General features: G+C 68.6%; 14 protein-coding genes. 9 read left to right on the top strand and 5 right to left on the bottom strand.

What is annotated here, in order from left to right:
* Window positions 1-3: 3 nt before the first annotated feature.
* On the bottom strand, window positions 4-657 hold the full coding sequence (locus AVS7_RS06165; RefSeq protein WP_020227551.1) for a glutathione S-transferase: 654 nt from the start codon (window positions 655-657) through the stop codon (window positions 4-6).
* A gap of 15 nt (window positions 658-672) precedes the next feature.
* Window positions 673-1,422: a GntR family transcriptional regulator gene (locus AVS7_RS06160; RefSeq protein WP_034690190.1), complete on the bottom strand. Its 750-nt coding sequence runs from the start codon at window positions 1,420-1,422 to the stop codon at window positions 673-675.
* 163 nt (window positions 1,423-1,585) lie between these two features.
* Between AVS7_RS06160 and AVS7_RS06155 the strand changes: the two genes are divergently transcribed.
* From AVS7_RS06155 to AVS7_RS06145, 3 genes are all read left to right on the top strand, one after another.
* A complete protein-coding gene (locus tag AVS7_RS06155; RefSeq protein ID WP_020227549.1) occupies window positions 1,586-5,032 on the top strand; it encodes an indolepyruvate ferredoxin oxidoreductase family protein in 3,447 nt (1,148 codons plus the stop codon).
* A gap of 118 nt (window positions 5,033-5,150) precedes the next feature.
* Window positions 5,151-6,062 (top strand): 4-hydroxy-tetrahydrodipicolinate synthase, encoded by a 912-nt coding sequence (gene dapA, locus AVS7_RS06150; RefSeq protein ID WP_020227548.1) that lies wholly within the window; start codon window positions 5,151-5,153, stop codon window positions 6,060-6,062.
* A 76-nt stretch (window positions 6,063-6,138) separates the two neighbouring features.
* Entirely contained in the window at window positions 6,139-6,441 is a 303-nt protein-coding gene (locus AVS7_RS06145; RefSeq protein ID WP_020227547.1) for a hypothetical protein, read from the top strand.
* Here the strand turns inward: AVS7_RS06145 and AVS7_RS24700 are convergent.
* A complete protein-coding gene (locus AVS7_RS24700; RefSeq protein ID WP_024001034.1) occupies window positions 6,420-6,584 on the bottom strand; it encodes a hypothetical protein in 165 nt (54 codons plus the stop codon). The two genes, AVS7_RS06145 and AVS7_RS24700, sit on opposite strands and share 22 nt — an antisense overlap.
* 315 nt (window positions 6,585-6,899) lie before the next feature.
* On the opposite strand from AVS7_RS24700, the gene phaR reads away from it, so the two are divergent.
* The 3 genes from phaR (at window position 6,900) to AVS7_RS06125 (ending at window position 9,923) form a co-directional block, all read left to right on the top strand.
* The gene (gene phaR / locus AVS7_RS06135; RefSeq protein WP_020227545.1) at window positions 6,900-7,439 is read left to right on the top strand and encodes a polyhydroxyalkanoate synthesis repressor PhaR; all 540 of its coding nucleotides are present in this window, start codon (window positions 6,900-6,902) and stop codon (window positions 7,437-7,439) included.
* Between the two features lie 292 nt (window positions 7,440-7,731).
* A complete protein-coding gene (rimO, locus tag AVS7_RS06130) occupies window positions 7,732-9,135 on the top strand; it encodes a 30S ribosomal protein S12 methylthiotransferase RimO (protein ID WP_020227544.1) in 1,404 nt (467 codons plus the stop codon).
* A 128-nt stretch (window positions 9,136-9,263) separates the two neighbouring features.
* The gene (locus AVS7_RS06125) at window positions 9,264-9,923 is read left to right on the top strand and encodes an FABP family protein (RefSeq protein ID WP_020227543.1); all 660 of its coding nucleotides are present in this window, start codon (window positions 9,264-9,266) and stop codon (window positions 9,921-9,923) included.
* A gap of 13 nt (window positions 9,924-9,936) precedes the next feature.
* On the opposite strand, the gene AVS7_RS06120 is transcribed toward AVS7_RS06125, so the two are convergent.
* The gene (locus AVS7_RS06120) at window positions 9,937-11,298 is read right to left on the bottom strand and encodes an MATE family efflux transporter (RefSeq protein WP_020227542.1); all 1,362 of its coding nucleotides are present in this window, start codon (window positions 11,296-11,298) and stop codon (window positions 9,937-9,939) included.
* Between the two features lie 252 nt (window positions 11,299-11,550).
* Between AVS7_RS06120 and AVS7_RS06115 the strand changes: the two genes are divergently transcribed.
* Genes AVS7_RS06115 through AVS7_RS06105 form a run of 3 tightly spaced genes read left to right on the top strand, consistent with a single transcriptional unit; the run spans window position 11,551 to window position 14,261 of the window.
* The gene (locus AVS7_RS06115; protein ID WP_020227540.1) at window positions 11,551-12,720 is read left to right on the top strand and encodes an SPFH domain-containing protein; all 1,170 of its coding nucleotides are present in this window, start codon (window positions 11,551-11,553) and stop codon (window positions 12,718-12,720) included.
* A complete protein-coding gene (locus AVS7_RS06110) occupies window positions 12,721-14,004 on the top strand; it encodes a hypothetical protein (protein ID WP_020227539.1) in 1,284 nt (427 codons plus the stop codon).
* Between the two features lie 5 nt (window positions 14,005-14,009).
* Window positions 14,010-14,261: a hypothetical protein gene (locus AVS7_RS06105; protein WP_020227538.1), complete on the top strand. Its 252-nt coding sequence runs from the start codon at window positions 14,010-14,012 to the stop codon at window positions 14,259-14,261.
* Window positions 14,262-14,470: 209 nt separating this feature from the next.
* Here AVS7_RS06105 and efp read toward each other — a convergent pair whose 3' ends face one another.
* Window positions 14,471-15,025 (bottom strand): elongation factor P, encoded by a 555-nt coding sequence (efp, locus tag AVS7_RS06100; RefSeq protein ID WP_020227537.1) that lies wholly within the window; start codon window positions 15,023-15,025, stop codon window positions 14,471-14,473.
* Window positions 15,026-15,129: the final 104 nt, after the last annotated feature.

Genomic DNA, 15,129 nt, shown 5'->3' with positions numbered 1-15,129 from the left:
CTTTCAGTCTGGCGGAAAGAGCGCCGGCACGGCGCCGGGCCGCCATACCTCGTATTTGTGCATGATGCGCTCGAACAGCAGGGAGCCTTGCCACCGCGCCAGCCATCCGCGCAGCAGGGGCAAGGCAGACGCCTCCCACTGCGCAGGATCAATGCCCGCGAACTGACGGACGAAGGGCGCGATGGCCATGTCCGCTAGGCAGGCGCGCGGCCCCGACAAGCAGCCGCCGTGCAAGGCCAGTCGCTGCTCCAGCTCCGATAGCCATGCGTTGGCGGATGCGCGCTCCACGTCCGGGTCGGCGCCAGGGTGGCGCTGGGGGTACTTGCAACGGTCCAGCGCGTGCTTGAAGGGGCCGTCGCATTGGGCGATGAGTTCCATCATCTTCTCCATGCTGCCGTGCGCGGGCGCCAGCCAGCCGTACGGATCGTGCCGCTGCAGTGCCCAGCGCATGATGTCCAGGCTTTGCTCAATCACCCGTCCAGGCAGCACGAGCACGGGCACGGTGGCCTTGGGCGACGCGGCCAGCAGCGCGGCCGGCTTGTCGCGCAGCGCCACCTCGCGCAGCTCGCACGCCTGGCCACTGGCCGCGAGCGCCAGCCGGGCGCGCATGGCATAGGGGCAGCGGCGGAACGAGTAGAGGACGGGCAGGGCATCCATGCGGCAGCGGCCGTGCTATTGCCCCGGCGCCTGGGAGGACGACCAGCTCTGGTCCTGCAAAAAGAACTTGGCCACCATCTCCTTGGTGATCTGCACGGCGCGCTTGAGGCTCAGGTCGATGTGCTCGCTGAGCGCCTGCAGCGCGGGCTCGAGCTGGCGGGCCTGCAGAAGGTCCAGCAGCTGGGCGTGGGCGTTGAAGGCGCGCGTGTTCCAGTCGGACTGCTCCAGGTCGATGTGCCGCGCAACGTGGATGCGGCGCGTCACCTGCTCCAGGAACTGGCTCAGCTCCTTGTTGTGCGACATGGCGGTGAGGCGGCGGTGGAATTCCTCGTCGGCCAGCAGCAGGTCGCCGATGGACATGCCCGGCGCCTCGGCCATCACGCCGTCCCAGTAGGCGCGCAGGCTTTCTATTTCCGCATCGGTGGCGTTTTCCACGGCCAGGAAGAGGGCGCGGCGCTCCAGCGCGATGCGCACCTGATAGAGGTTGTAGAGCTCCTCCACGCTGATGGCCTTGCGGTAGAAGCCCTTGTTCATCACGAAATCAAGGAAGCCCTCGGCCACCAGCCGGTTCAGGGCTTCGCGCAGCGGCGGGCGGCTGATGCCGAACTCCCGGCCCAGCGCCTGCTCGTTGATGCGCGCGCCGGGGCGGAAGTCGTAGCGCATGGCGCGTTCGCGCAGCTCGAGGTACAGGCGCTCGACGCTGCTGGCATCGCGTGTCTGAGGCACGTGCGCGCTTTCCTTGTTGGATTTTTTCTTGACTGCCATGGTGCTCTTGGACAACGGGTGAGAGAACGCATTCTAGGCCCGCCTGTTCATCGGCCCAGCGGCTCCGGGAGCCGTACGCCACAGGGGATTCTTCATTTTATTGACTTATGTCTTCATAAGTGTCTACACTTTTGCAACAGGTTTAAGCACGAGGACACTGGGAATGAGCGATCTGAGCGTTGGCAGCAGCCTGCGGGCCGTGGGCCTGGACGACAAGTACACGGCTACCGAGGGCACGGTCTACCTGACCGGCGTGCAGGCCCTGGTGCGCCTGCCCATGATGCAAAAGCGCCGCGACCGCGCTGCGGGCCTGAACACCGGGGGCTACATCACGGGCTACCGGGGCTCGCCCCTGGGCACGTTCGACGACCAGCTGGTGAAGGCGCGCAAGCACCTGCAGGCGCACGACGTGGTCTTCGTGCCCGGCGTGAACGAGGACCTGGCCGCCACGGCCGTCTGGGGCAGCCAGATGGCGGAGATCGGCGGGGAGGGTCGCTTCGACGGCGTGTTCTCCATCTGGTACGGCAAGGGGCCGGGCGTGGACCGCTCGGGCGACGCCTTCCGCCACGGCAACCTGGCGGGCAGCTCGAAAAACGGCGGCGTGCTGGTGCTCATGGGCGACGACCACACCTGCGAGTCGTCCACCACCTGCCACCAGAGCGAGTTCGCGCTGGTCGATGCGCAGATGCCCATCCTCTCGCCCGCGGGCGTGTCCGAGCTGATCGAACATGGGCTCTACGGCTGGGCGCTGTCGCGCTACTCCGGCTGCTGGGTGGGCATGAAGTGCATCAAGGACACGGCCGACGCCTCGGGCTCGGTGGAGGTGCACGAGGCCGGCCCGTCCTTCACGCTGCCTGAGCTGCCGGACATGCCGCCGGACGGCCTCAACATCCGCCTGCCGGACACGCCGCATGCGCAGGAATACCGGCTGGTCAACCACAAGCTCGATGCCGTGCGCGCCTTCGCGCGCGCCAACCGCATCGACCGCGTGGCGTTCGGGCAGCGCGAGGGCGCGCGCATCGGCATCGTCACCTCGGGCAAGAGCTGGCTCGACCTGCGCCAGGCGCTGGCAGACCTGGGAATCGACGAGGCGCGCGCGCAGGCGCTGGGCCTGGCGGTCTACAAGGCTGGCCTGGTCTGGCCGCTGGAGCCCGAGGGCATCGCCGAATTCGCGCTGGGGTTGGACAAGGTCATCGTCATCGAGGAAAAGCGCGCGCTGCTGGAGGCGCAGCTCAAGGACATCCTCTACGGCCGGCTCGGCGCGCCGCAGGTTATCGGCAAGAAGGACGAACGCGGCGCCAAGCTGTTCCGCACCGAACTGGCGCTGGACGCCGCGATGATCGCCCAGGTGCTGGGCCACCGCCTGGCCGAGATCGACCCGGCGCTGCTGGAGACGACCCACGCGCTCGCGCGCCGCAAGCCCGTGCTGGGCGCGGTGGACGTGATGGCGCGCAGCTTCTACTTCTGCGCGGGCTGCCCGCACAACACCTCCACGCGCATCCCCGAGGGAAGCCGTGGCTACGCGGGCATCGGCTGCTCGTGGATGGCGCAGAGCATGGACCGCGGCACGCTGGGCTACACGCAGATGGGCGCCGAGGGCATGGCCTGGGTGGGCGAGGCGCCGTTCTCCAGGCGCCCCCACATGTTCCAGAACATGGGTGACGGCACCTATTTCCACTCGGGTCTGCTCGCCGTGCGCGCGGCCGTGGCGGCCAAGACCAACATCACCTTCAAACTGCTCTACAACGACGCCGTCGCCATGACCGGCGGCCAGCGCCACGACGGCCCGCTGGACCCCGTGCGCATGACCCAGCAGGTGCATGCCGAAGGCGTGGCGCGCATTGCCGTGGTGACGGACGACCCCGGCAAATACGGTGGCGTGACCGGCTGGGCACCGGGCGTGACCATCCACCACCGCGACGAGCTCGACGCCGTGCAGCGAGAACTGCGCGAGGTGCCCGGCACCAGCGTGCTGGTCTACGACCAGACCTGCGCGGCCGAGAAGCGCCGCCGGCGCAAGCGCGGCGAGTTTCCCGACCCCGACATGCGCCTGGTCATCAACGAGGCCGTGTGCGAGGGCTGCGGCGACTGCGGCGCGAAGTCCAATTGCGTGGCCGTGGTGCCGGTGGAAACCGAGTTCGGCCGCAAGCGCGCCATCGACCAGTCGGCCTGCAACAAGGACTTCTCGTGCCTCAAGGGCTTCTGCCCCAGCTTCGTCACCGTGCGCGGCGGCAAGCTGAGGAAGGGCAGCGGCACGGGGAGCGACAGTCTCGAAGCACCCCTGCCCGAGCCCGCGCTGCCCGACCTGGCGCAGGGCGTCTACAGCCTCGTCATCACCGGCGTGGGCGGCACGGGCGTGGTCACCATCGGCGCGCTGCTGGGCATGGCCGCGCACCTGGAAGGCAAGGGCGTGGGCGTGCTCGACATGGCGGGCCTGGCGCAGAAGGGTGGCTCGGTGTGGACGCACATGCGCTTCGGCGCCAGCCCCCAGGCGATCGCCGCCGTGCGCGTGGCGCCGGGCGGGGCCGATGCGCTGATCGGCTGCGACCTCGTCGTGGCCGCCGCGGGCAACACGCTGGCCATGACGCGCAAGGGCGCCACGCGCGCCATCGTCAACACGCAGGAGGTGATGCCCGGCGCCTTCACGCAGAACCCGGACATGCAGTTCCCCGCCCACCCGCTGGTCAAGACCATCGCGCGCGCCATCGGCGAGGACAACCTGGAGCTGGTGGACGCGGGGCGCCTGGCGCTGGCCCTTTGCGGCGATGCTATCGCCACCAACCTGTTCATGCTCGGTGCCGCGTACCAGCGCGGCCTGGTGCCGGTGGGCGCGCAGGCCATCGAGCGCGCCATCGAGCTCAACGGCGCGGCCGTGAAGATGAACCTCGCCGCCTTCCGCTGGGGCCGCCGCCATGCGGTCGATCCGCAGGCCGTGGCGGCCAGCGCGGGCGCTGTGCAGCGCAAGCAGGCCGCCAGCCTCGACGAGGCCGTGCAGCGCCGCGTAGAGTTCCTCACCGGCTACCAGAACGCGGCCTACGCCGCGCGCTTCAAGGCGCTGGTGGATGCGGTGCGCGCGCACGAATCGCGCGTGTGGCCCGGCCAGGAACAGTTGACCAGCGCCGTGGCCCGGAGCTTCTTCAAGCTCATGGCCTACAAGGACGAGTACGAGGTGGCGCGCCTGTATGCCGCGCCCGCGTTCCGCGCGCAGATCGATGCGCAGTTCGAGGGCGCGCCGCGCCTGGCTTTCAATCTCGCACCGCCGCTGCTGGGCGACAAGAAGCGCGAGTTCGGCGCCTGGATGCTGCCCGCCTTCGGCGTGCTGGCGCGCCTGAAGTTCCTGCGCGGCACGGCGCTCGACCCCTTCGGCCGCACGGAGGAGCGCCGCCACGAGCGTGCCATGGTCGACCAGTTCGAGGCCCTGGTGCAGCGCCTGCTGAAGGAAGCGCGGCCCGACCAGCACGAGCTGGCCGTGCAGATCGCCCAGGCGCCGCTGCAGGTGCGCGGCTACGGCCACGTGAAAGAAGCCGCGCGCCAGGCCTACGAGGCCGAGCTGGCGCAACTGCTGCAGCGCCTGCAGGAGCCCCAGGTGGTGCGCCTGCGCGCCGCGTGATCATCAAAATTCATAGCTGCTTGCGCTTTTTGTGAAAGGGTTTCGCATGGTTTTCATGCGGAGATCGTTGAATACCAGGCGCGAGCAGCTCCTGTTTCCATAGTCTCCTGGATTACCCATGCACACACCGCCCGTTCCCGGCGTGCGCCCGGCTCTGCCTCGCGGCAGCCTGGTGGCGCTGCTCACGCCGTTCACCGACGACCTGCGCCTCGACCTGCCCGCGCTGCGCCGCCTGATCGACTGGCATATCGGGGCGGGCACGGCCGGTATCGTCATCGCCGGCACCACGGGCGAATGCGCCACGCTCTCGCACGCCGAGCACCGCGAACTGCTGGCGGCAGCGGTGGCGCACGCGGCGGGCCGCACGCACGTCATGGCCGGCGTGGGCGCCAATTCCACGGCCGAGGCGGTGGCGCTGGCGCGCTTCGCCGAGGAATGCGGCGCGGATTCGCTGCTCAGCGTGGTGCCGTACTACAACAAGCCCACGCAGCGGGGGCTGGTGGCGCACTTCAGCGCGCAGGCCGACGCGACCGCGCTTCCGCTGGTGCTCTACAACGTGCCGGGCCGCACGGTGATCGACCTGCAGGTGGCCACCGTGGCCGAGCTGGCGCGCCACCCGCGCATCGCGGGCCTCAAGGACGCCACGGGCGACATGGCCCGCGCGGCCGACATCGCGCTGGCCGTGCCGCCGGGCTTCGCGCTGTACAGCGGCGACGATTTCACCAGCCTGCCATACCTCGCGCTGGGCGGGCAGGGCGTGATCTCGGTGGTCGCCAACATCCTGCCTGCCGAAGTGGCGGCACTGTGCGCCCACATGGATGCGGCCCGCCTGCCCGAGGCGCGCGCGCTCTTCGCGCGCATGCTGCCGCTCACCCGTGCCCTGTTCGCCGAAAGCAGCCCCGGCCCCGCCAAGCGCGCGGCGCAACTGCGCGGGCTGTGCGGCGGCGGCTTGCGACTGCCAATGTGCGAGGTGTCGCCTGCCACGGCAACGGCCGTACGCGCGGCGCTGGAGGCGTGGCTTGTGGAATAGAGTAAAAAGCGCCCCAAAATTTGGCAGCGTGTTCGGAGGCTTGGCTCCCCAAGTGTTGACTGTTCAAAGGCTGCCTATGCAGGACGCCTATGTGGGCGTCGGCATCACCGTACCGTTCTCGGTGGTGGCTGGCGCGCTGACCGGCGCCGGCACCGAAGTGGAGGCCGTGCGCGCGCTGACAGGCATGGGAGTTGCCGAGACAGGGGCGAAACAGCTACTCAAGGCTCCTCTCAAGAAAGGTGGCCAGCAGGCAAGCCAATGCAGCAACACCGAGCCGGCTTGGCGACTGATGAGGCTACCTGCGGGACCGCTGCCGCACGCACTGCTTCAATGCGAGGAGCGCGCGCCCATCGGGTGTCAGCCGTGGACGGTGGCGTAGCGTGCGCCGGTAGGGAGGACGTGAAGAACTCCCGTGACCAGCTCTTGCGCCCGCAGGGCCAGGAAGGTGTCGATATCCGCGTGTTCGACCAGCACGACGGCATGCCCGGTGCGGGCAGAGGCCTCAAGCAGCTTAGTATCCATGCCGTACTTTCGTTGCTGCAGCAAGGGTGCAGCGGAAGCTGAAAATCAGAAGCGTGGTTTCAAGGCGCTTGAGATGCGTAGCCCCACTGTATCCAGGCGGTGCCAAAAAGGTGGCAATGGCGTTGTGCGATTGTGTGCGCTGGTAACCGGCCGCAGCTCGCCGCCATGCTTGTGCGCTTGCGCTGCCGCAGCGCGCCGTGGCGGCTTTCACGGCCGGGCCTCAGGGTATTCCTGCGCGCTGCGCAGGCACCGCCTGCCTAGAATCTGTTGCACTGCAATACAACGCCTGAAGGGCAACGAATCCAGGAGCCGCCGGTGCCAGACCAGAACCCCGCACAAGAACCGAAGCCTACGCAACGCGTCATCAAGAAATACCCCAACCGCCGGCTGTACGACACCTCCACCTCCACCTACATCACGTTGACTGAGGTCAAGCAGCTCGTGATGGAGGGCGAGAACGTGGTGGTGCGCGATGCCAAGAGCAGCGAAGACCTCACGCGCAGCATCCTGCTGCAGATCATCCTGGAGGAGGAGGCGGGCGGCGCGCCCATGTTCAGCGAGGCGGCGCTGGCCAACATCATCCGCTTCTACGGCCATGCCATGCAGGGCTTCATGGGCGCCTACCTCGAAAAGAACGTGCAGATGTTCACCGAGATCCAGGCCAAGCTGGCCGAGCAGTCGCAGGGGCTCACGCCCGAGATGTGGGCCCAGTTCATGAACCTGCAGTCGCCGCTGGTGAAGGGCATGATGGGCAACTACGTGGAGCAGTCGCAGAACATGTTCCTGCAGATGCAGGAGCAGATGCAAAAGCAGACCGAGCAGATGCTGGGCGCGTTCGGCCTCAAGAAACGCTGAGAGCGTGTTCAAGGTCTTTTCATGGAGCCCGTTGCCCCACCCAGGGGGTAGCTGTTAGGCGCAAAACGCAGCCGGGCTGGTGGCCCGGCGAGCATTTGCAACACGGCAGATGCTCCCTGGGTGGGGCAACCCTGCGGGCAAGGCAGCAAACAGCCGCACTCGTCGTTGCGCACCTTGCCCAGGCCGCCAGCATGGCCTGCGGTGCGCGCCTAGATTGCGGCTGTTTGCTGCCTTGCGGGCTCCATGAAAAGACCTTGAGCACGCTCTGAGTCGGAACTGGGACAATACGGGGATGAGCGAAGTACTCTCCCCCACGAAAATTTCCACGGCGGCGCCCAAGGTCGGGTTCGTTTCCCTCGGATGCCCGAAGGCGCTGACCGACTCCGAGCTGATCCTCACCCAGCTCAGCGCCGAAGGCTACGAAACCTCCAAGACCTTCGCCGGCGCGGACCTGGTCATCGTCAACACCTGCGGCTTCATCGACGATGCGGTCAAGGAAAGCCTGGACACCATCGGCGAGGCGCTGGCCGAGAACGGCAAGGTGATCGTCACCGGCTGCCTGGGCGCCAAGGCGGGCAAGGACGGCGGCACGCTGGTGCAGGAGGTGCACCCGAGCGTGCTGGCCGTGACGGGGCCGCACGCCACGCAGGAGGTCATGAACGCGGTGCACCAGCACTGCCCCAAGCCGCACGATCCGTTCATCGACCTGGTGCCGGGCGGCTTCGGGGAGGCGGGCATCAAGCTCACGCCCCGGCACTACGCCTACCTCAAGATCAGCGAGGGCTGCAACCACCGCTGCACGTTCTGCATCATCCCCTCGATGCGCGGCGACCTCGTCTCGCGCCCCGTGGGCGACGTGCTCAAGGAGGCCAAGGCGCTGTTCGAGGGCGGGGTCAAGGAGCTGCTGGTCATCAGCCAGGACACCTCCGCCTACGGCGTGGACGTGAAGTACCGCACGGGTTTCTGGGACGGCAAGCCCGTCAAGACGCGCATGCTGGAGCTAGTGCAGGCGCTGGGCGAGATGGCGCAGGCGCACGGCGCCTGGGTGCGGCTGCACTACGTGTACCCGTACCCCAGCGTGGACGACATCCTGCCGCTCATGGCCCAGGGCCACGTGCTGCCCTACCTGGACGTGCCGCTGCAGCACAGCCACCCCGACGTGCTCAAGCGCATGAAGCGCCCCGCCAGCGGCGAGAAGAACCTGGAGCGCATCCTGCGCTGGCGCGAGGCGTGCCCGCAGATCGTGATCCGCAGCACCTTCATCGCGGGCTTTCCCGGCGAGACGGAAGAAGAGTTCGAGCATCTGCTCGACTTCGTGCGCGCCGCGCAGATCGACCGCGCGGGCTGCTTTGCCTACAGCGACGTGGAGGGCGCCACGGCGAACGCGCTGCCCGGGATGGTGCCCATGGAGTTGCGCGAGGAGCGCCGCGCGCGCTTCATGGCCGTGGCCGAGGAGGTTTCCACCGCCAGGCTGCAAAAGCGCGTGGGCCAGACGCTGCAGGTGCTGGTGGACCAGTCCATCGGCCTGGGCAAGAAGGGCGGCACGGGCCGCAGCTATGCCGATGCGCCGGAGATCGACGGCGTGGTGCACCTGCTGCCGCCCGAGAAGATCAGCAAGACCTACAAGGTGGGCGACTTCGTGAAGGCGCGCATCGTGGGCACGCAGGGGCATGACCTGGTGGGCGTGCCGGTGTGATGCTCCGAGAAAATGAGCTGCCAGCGCTTGATGTGCAAGGTTTTCAGATGGTTTTTTGTCCGAAACCCTTGCATGGAGAGCGCAGGCAGCTCCCTAATTGATAGCTGATACCCAGAGCCATTCGATTCATGGACCACTACGCCTACCCCAAGGACATCTACACCGAGCCCGAGCCGGACGTGCACACCCTCGCCAACCTCGGCCCGCTGGCGCCCCTCGCGGGCGTCTGGACGGGCGCGCGCGGGCTGGACGTGAACCCCAAGGCCGACGGTCCGGAGCGCAAGGCGTTCATCGAGCGCATCGAACTGCAGCCCATCGACGCGCAAACCAACGGCCCGCAGCTGTACTACGGCCTGCGCTACCACACGCGCATCGTCGAGCCCAACGAGGTGGAGACCTTCCACGACCAAGTCGGCTATTGGCTGTGGGAGCCCGCCACGGGCACGCTGATCCAGACGCTCTCCATCCCGCGCGGCCAGACGGCCCTGGCCATGGGCAAGGCCGCGGCGGACGCGAAGACCTTCCGTCTGGAGGCGGTGCGCGGCTCCACGGTGAACGGCATCTGCTCCAACCCCTTCCTGGAGCAGGCGTTCCGCACCGAGCGCTATGTCGTCGAGATCACGGTGCATGACGACGGCACCTGGTCGTACGAGCAGACCACCACGCTCATCACTCCCGACCGCGCCGAGCCTTTCCTGCACACCGACCGCAACCGGCTCACGAAGATCGGCGCGGCCCAGCCCAACCCCACCGCGGCGGCGGCCGAGGGCGCGGCGATGCGCGCCTGAAGGTCCGCGCGCGTCAGACCATCTGGCGCACGGGCTTGCGCTTCCACACGCGGTGGTAGTAGGCGGCCTGCAGCGCGAGCGTGAGGCTGTAGGACAGGGGGAACGCCATCCACACGCCCGTCAGGCCGAAGTGGCGGCTGAGCAGCCAGGCCAGGGGCAGCTCCAGCACCGCGAGCACGCCGATGGTGATGGCCGTGGGCACCAGCACGTCGCCGCTGGCGCGCATCACCGACGAGAGCACCACGAAGCAGCCGAAGACCAGCCCGCTCCACAGCACGATGTGCAGCAGGTGCGCTGCGGTTTCCACCACCTGCGCGTCGGTGAGGAACAGCCCCAGCAGCGGCCGCGCGAACAGGGTGCCCGCCAGGGCCAGCGTGGCGCCGATCGCCAGGTTCATCCAGATCGCCGTGGCCGCGATGGCGCCCAGCCGCTGGGGCCGGCCCGCGCCGATGGCCTGCGCGCCCAGTATGGAGGCGGTGATCGCCACCGAGATGATGGGGAACTGCGCGAAGCCCATGATCTGGTTCACCGCGCCATAGGCCGCCGTGGCGCTGGAGCCGAAGCCGTTGACCAGCGACACCACCACCAGCGACGCGAACGAGGTGGCCACCATCAGCACGCCCGTGGGCACGCCCACGCGCAGGATGGTGCGCAGCAGCGCGGGCTGGATGCGCACCGCGCTCCACAGCGCCCGGCCGGGCGCCAGCGGGCTCTGGATGCGGCGCAGCCGCCAGCCCAGCCACAGCAGCGCCAGCGTGAAGCCCAGGATCATGGATACGCCAGCGCTCATCACCCCGAGCCGGGGCAGCCCCCACCAGCCCGCGATGAGCGCGGGCGTGACCACCAGCCCCACGCCGGTCGAGAGCAGCAGGGCCCACATGGGCGACACGGTGTCGCCCACGCCGCGCAGCAGCGAGGTGGCGAGTAGGAACACGCACAGCCCCGGCATGCCCAGCAGCACCACGCGCGCGTAGGCGGTGGCTGTCTCCAGCACGTCGGGCGGCGTGCCCAGCAGCCGCATGGCGGGCGCGGCGAACAGGCCGCCGAGCACGGCCGCCGCGAGGCCGAAGAGCACGCCCACCGCCAGCGCCGTGCCGGCGATGGCGCGCACCTTGTCCGGCTGGCGCGCGCCCCAGGCCTGGCCGATGGGCACCGACGCGCCCGCGCCCAGGCCGATCATGAAGGCGATGAACACGAACAGCACGGGAAAGAACGCCGATGCCGCCGCCAGCGCCTGCACGCCCAGCATGCGGCCCAGGAACACGCCGTTGAGCGTGCCCGACAGCGACTGCAGCAGGTTGGCCAGGACCATGGGGCCCAGGAAGCGCAGGAATACGCGCCACAGCGGGGCGGGGGAGGGGGGCGGGGCGCTCATTGCCACAGCGGCGCCGCCAGGCGGTGCTGGCGCATTGCGGGCCGGGCGCCGTGCGGCATGCGGCGCGGGATCTGGAAGGCGGTGGGGTGCTGGTGCATGGCGCCAGTATTGCCCGGGTTGTGCCGCGTCTTTCCTTTCAGCCGCCGGCATGGCTGCATCGGCCCCCTCCAGGGACGGCCGCCGCTGCGCTTCGGATATGCTTTTGGCGTCCCGCCACCTCCCGGCGGTGCGCATTGACACAAGGAAAGCATCATGGGCCTCATCCAGGCAGCGGTGGGTTCGGTCGGCGGAGCGCTGGCCGACCAGTGGAAGGACTTCTACACGGTGCCGGACGGCCTGCCGCCCACGGCGGCGCTGTTCGCGGCGGTGCCGCGCGGCACCAATGCCGGGCGCGGCGCGAACACCAAGGGGTCGTCGAACATCATCACCAACGGCTCCAGGATCGTCGTGCCCGAGGGCTACGGCCTGCTGCTGCTGCAGGATGGCGCGATCACCGGCTTCGCGGCCGAGCCGGGCGCCTACGAGTGGAATTCGAGCGATCTCAATTCCCAGTCCATCTTCACGGGCGGCGGCCTCATGGATGCGCTCGTCAAGCAGAGCTGGGAGCGCTTCAAGTTCGGCGGCCAGCCGGGTTCGCAGCAGGCGGCGTTCTTCGTGTCGCTCAAGGAGCTGCCGGACAACCGCTTCGGCACGCAGTCGGAGATCTACTGGGACGACGGCTACCTGAATGCCCAGGTGGGCGCCATCACGCGCGGCAGCTATACGCTGAAGATCGTCGATCCCATCCTGTTCGTGAAGAGCTTCGTGCCGGCCGCGTACCTGCAGCCGGGCCAGGTGTTCGACTTCACCGACCTGGACAACGCGGCGGCAGGCCAGCTTTTCAACGAGGTGGTGGCCTCGCTCGCGCCGGCCTTCAGCCTCTATACCAACGACCCGGCCAAGGGCAACCGCATTACGAAGATCCAGCAGGACTCCGTGGGCTTCGCCCAGAGCCTGTCGGACGCGGTCGAGCGCGCCTACCAGTGGAAGTCCGGGCGCGGGCTGGCCATCATCCGCACGGCCATTGTCTCGATCGAGTACGACGCCCATACCCGCGAGCTGCTCAAGAGCGTGCAGCGCGCCGACGCGCTGGCCGGCGCGCGCGGCAATTCCAACCTGCAGGCCTCGGTGGCCGCGGGCATCCAGGCGGCGGGGCAGAACGCCGGGGTGGGCGGCCTCATGGGCATGGGCATCGCGACGGGCGGGCTGGGCGGGCTGGCGGGCCTGCAGCAGCCGGTGGCGCCTGCGCCCGCGCCCGCGGCACCGGCGGCGGCGGCGGACGACCCCGTCGCCCGGCTCACCAAGGCCAAGCAGATGCTCGACGCGGGCCTCATCACCCAGGCCGACTACGACGCGGTCAAGGCCAAGGCGCTCGGCCTGTAGATGCCGGCCTCCCTTCCGAGCGGGCCGGGGTCGCCGCGGGACGTGCCGCCCGCCCCCGGCGAGTTCCCGGTGGACCCGGCCACGCTGCCGGAGCCGATCCGCGACGAGCTGCTCGCGCCCGATCCCGTTGCCATCGACACGGCCTCCAGGGAGCTGCGCGACGGCGTCAACCGCTGCCCCAAGTGCGGCTCGACCGAGATCCGCCAGCGTGCGGGCACCGACAAGCTGGTCTGCCTGTACTGCCGCCACGAGTGGACGGCGGCGCGCGTGGAGGAGGCGTTCGGCCTGGGCGAGGGCATCGGCGAGCTGAAAGGCACGCAGATCGCTTCCGGCGCGCAGAACATCGCCGCCGACGCCGCCAGCCTGCGCACCTACCACTGCGCCGGCTGCGGCGCCGACGTGGTGGTCAACACCGAGACCGCCATGACCGCGCGCTGCCACTGGTGCCGCCACGTGCTGGGAGTCAACGAGCAGATCGACAACGGCGCGGTGCCCGACGCGGTGCTGCCCTTCCACATCAAGAAGGACGACGCGGTGGCCCGCATCCGCCAGTTCGTGGGCAAGCGCCGCATGTTCGCGCTCAAGGCGTTCAAGGAGGAGTTCGCGCCGGAAAACGTACTGGGCGTCTACCTGCCCTACATGGTGGTGGACGCCAACGCCAGCGCCGACGTGGCCGGCTTCGGCGAGGTGGAGACGCGCCGCTACACGCGCGGCGAGGGCAAGGACCAGAAGACCTACTACGACGCCGACGTGTACCGCGTGCAGCGGCACGTGGACTTCACGGTGGACGACCTGACGCTGGAGTCGAGCGCCAAGCGCGGCAACCTCGACACGCAGGCCAACACCCACAACGTCATCAACGCCATCCTGCCGTTCGACACCAAGAACGCGGTGAAGTGGAATGCCTCCTACCTCGTCGGCTACACCTCGGAAAAGCGCGACCGCGACGTGGAGCACCTGCACCCGCGCCTGGAGGACCAGCTGCTCTCCATCGCGCGCGCGCAGGTGCAGGCATCGGTGCGCCGCTACGGCCGCGGCGTGCGCTGGGAGCAGGAGCGGCTCGACGTGCACGGCACGCGCTGGGTGGCGATGTACCTGCCGGTGTGGCTCTATTCCTACCACCAGCCGGGCCGGGGCGGCGGCATGCTGCACTACATCGCGGTGAACGGCCGCACGGGCGAGACCATGGGCAGCGTGCCGGTGCAGCAGTGGAAGCTCGTCACCGCCGCGCTCGCCGTGGGCACGTTCGTCGAGGCCCTGGCCCTCTGGTTCATCGGGCGCTGAACACCATGAACGACGACAGCATTCTTTTCCTGCTGGCCCTCGGGCCGGCCAGCGCGGTGGGGCTGTACTGGATGCTCTACCGCTACTACCGCAACACCGACAAGTCGCACGGCTTCGAGCACGAGACCCACATCACCGCCCAGCCCGCCACGGGCGCCGATGCGGATGCGAAGGTGAACGAAGTGCGGGGCACGCAGGCCACGCAGATCACCGGCAACAACGTGGGCGACTACCGCCGGCGCGTGAAGCGGGTGTAGAAAAACAAAAAAGCTTCCCGCGGGAAGCCTTTTCTATCTGGGCGAAACCCCCCGATTCACTCAGGGCGCGGCGCATGAAACTGACGCGCCCCAGGGCGAGAGCAACCGCGCAAGGGCCGCCCCGCCGCGCTGGTTGCGTCCCCCTGCCCGCATTGCGCAGTAATGCGAGAGCGGGGGGAAGGCGCGCAGCGCCTCAGGGGGGTGTCCCATCAGACGCGCTTGCGGTATTCGCCGGTGCGCGTGTCGATTTCGATCTTGTCGCCCTGGTCCACGAACAGGGGCACGGCCACTTCGAAGCCGGTGGCGATCTTGGCGGGCTTGAGCACCTTGCCGGACGTGTCGCCCTTCACGGCGGGTTCCGTCCAGGTGATCTCGCGCTCCACGCTGGTGGGCAGTTCCACGGAGATGGCCTTGCCGTCGTAGAACACCACTTCGGCGGACATGCCGTCTTCCAGGTAGCTGATGGCGTCGCCCATGTTGCCGGCTTCCACTTCGTACTGGTTGTACTCGGTGTCCATCCAGACGTACATCGGGTCGGCGAAGTAGGAGTAGGTGCACTCCTTCTTGTCGAGGATCACGTTGTCGATCTTGTCGTCGGCCTTGAAGACGACTTCGGTGCCCATGTTGGACAGCAGGGCCTTGAGCTTCATGCGCACGGTGGCGGCACCACGGCCGCCGCGGGCGTATTCGGTCTTGAGGACGATCATGGGGTCTTTGCCCTGCATGATCACGTTGCCGGCGCGGATTTCTTGAGCGATTTTCATGGCGTGCTTGGGAGTGAAAGGTTGGGCCGCTCCACAAGTCGGGGCGGGCGGGCGTGGCCCGTGGTGTTGCGTCAGCAGGGCCGCCTTCCACCCCGGCGCATGTT

Source organism: Acidovorax sp. MR-S7 (genome assembly GCF_000400995.2).
Lineage (GTDB): Bacteria > Pseudomonadota > Gammaproteobacteria > Burkholderiales > Burkholderiaceae_C > MR-S7.
Note: the sequence above shows the minus strand (reverse complement) of the source record. Positions and strands in the feature narration are given on the sequence as shown.

Bases quoted from the DNA above. Each gene is read 5' to 3' on its own strand.
- AVS7_RS06165 (WP_020227551.1), bottom strand. From the start codon at position 657: ATGGATGCCCTGCCCGTCCTCTACTCGTTCCGCCGCTGCCCCTATGCC.
- AVS7_RS06160 (WP_034690190.1), bottom strand. From the start codon at position 1,422: ATGGCAGTCAAGAAAAAATCCAACAAGGAAAGCGCGCACGTGCCTCAG.
- AVS7_RS06155 (WP_020227549.1), top strand. From the start codon at position 1,586: ATGAGCGATCTGAGCGTTGGCAGCAGCCTGCGGGCCGTGGGCCTGGAC.
- dapA (WP_020227548.1), top strand. From the start codon at position 5,151: ATGCACACACCGCCCGTTCCCGGCGTGCGCCCGGCTCTGCCTCGCGGC.
- AVS7_RS06145 (WP_020227547.1), top strand. From the start codon at position 6,139: ATGCAGGACGCCTATGTGGGCGTCGGCATCACCGTACCGTTCTCGGTG.
- AVS7_RS24700 (WP_024001034.1), bottom strand. From the start codon at position 6,584: ATGGATACTAAGCTGCTTGAGGCCTCTGCCCGCACCGGGCATGCCGTC.
- rimO (WP_020227544.1), top strand. From the start codon at position 7,732: ATGAGCGAAGTACTCTCCCCCACGAAAATTTCCACGGCGGCGCCCAAG.
- AVS7_RS06125 (WP_020227543.1), top strand. From the start codon at position 9,264: ATGGACCACTACGCCTACCCCAAGGACATCTACACCGAGCCCGAGCCG.
- AVS7_RS06120 (WP_020227542.1), bottom strand. From the start codon at position 11,298: ATGAGCGCCCCGCCCCCCTCCCCCGCCCCGCTGTGGCGCGTATTCCTG.
- AVS7_RS06115 (WP_020227540.1), top strand. From the start codon at position 11,551: ATGGGCCTCATCCAGGCAGCGGTGGGTTCGGTCGGCGGAGCGCTGGCC.
- AVS7_RS06110 (WP_020227539.1), top strand. From the start codon at position 12,721: ATGCCGGCCTCCCTTCCGAGCGGGCCGGGGTCGCCGCGGGACGTGCCG.
- AVS7_RS06105 (WP_020227538.1), top strand. From the start codon at position 14,010: ATGAACGACGACAGCATTCTTTTCCTGCTGGCCCTCGGGCCGGCCAGC.
- efp (WP_020227537.1), bottom strand. From the start codon at position 15,025: ATGAAAATCGCTCAAGAAATCCGCGCCGGCAACGTGATCATGCAGGGC.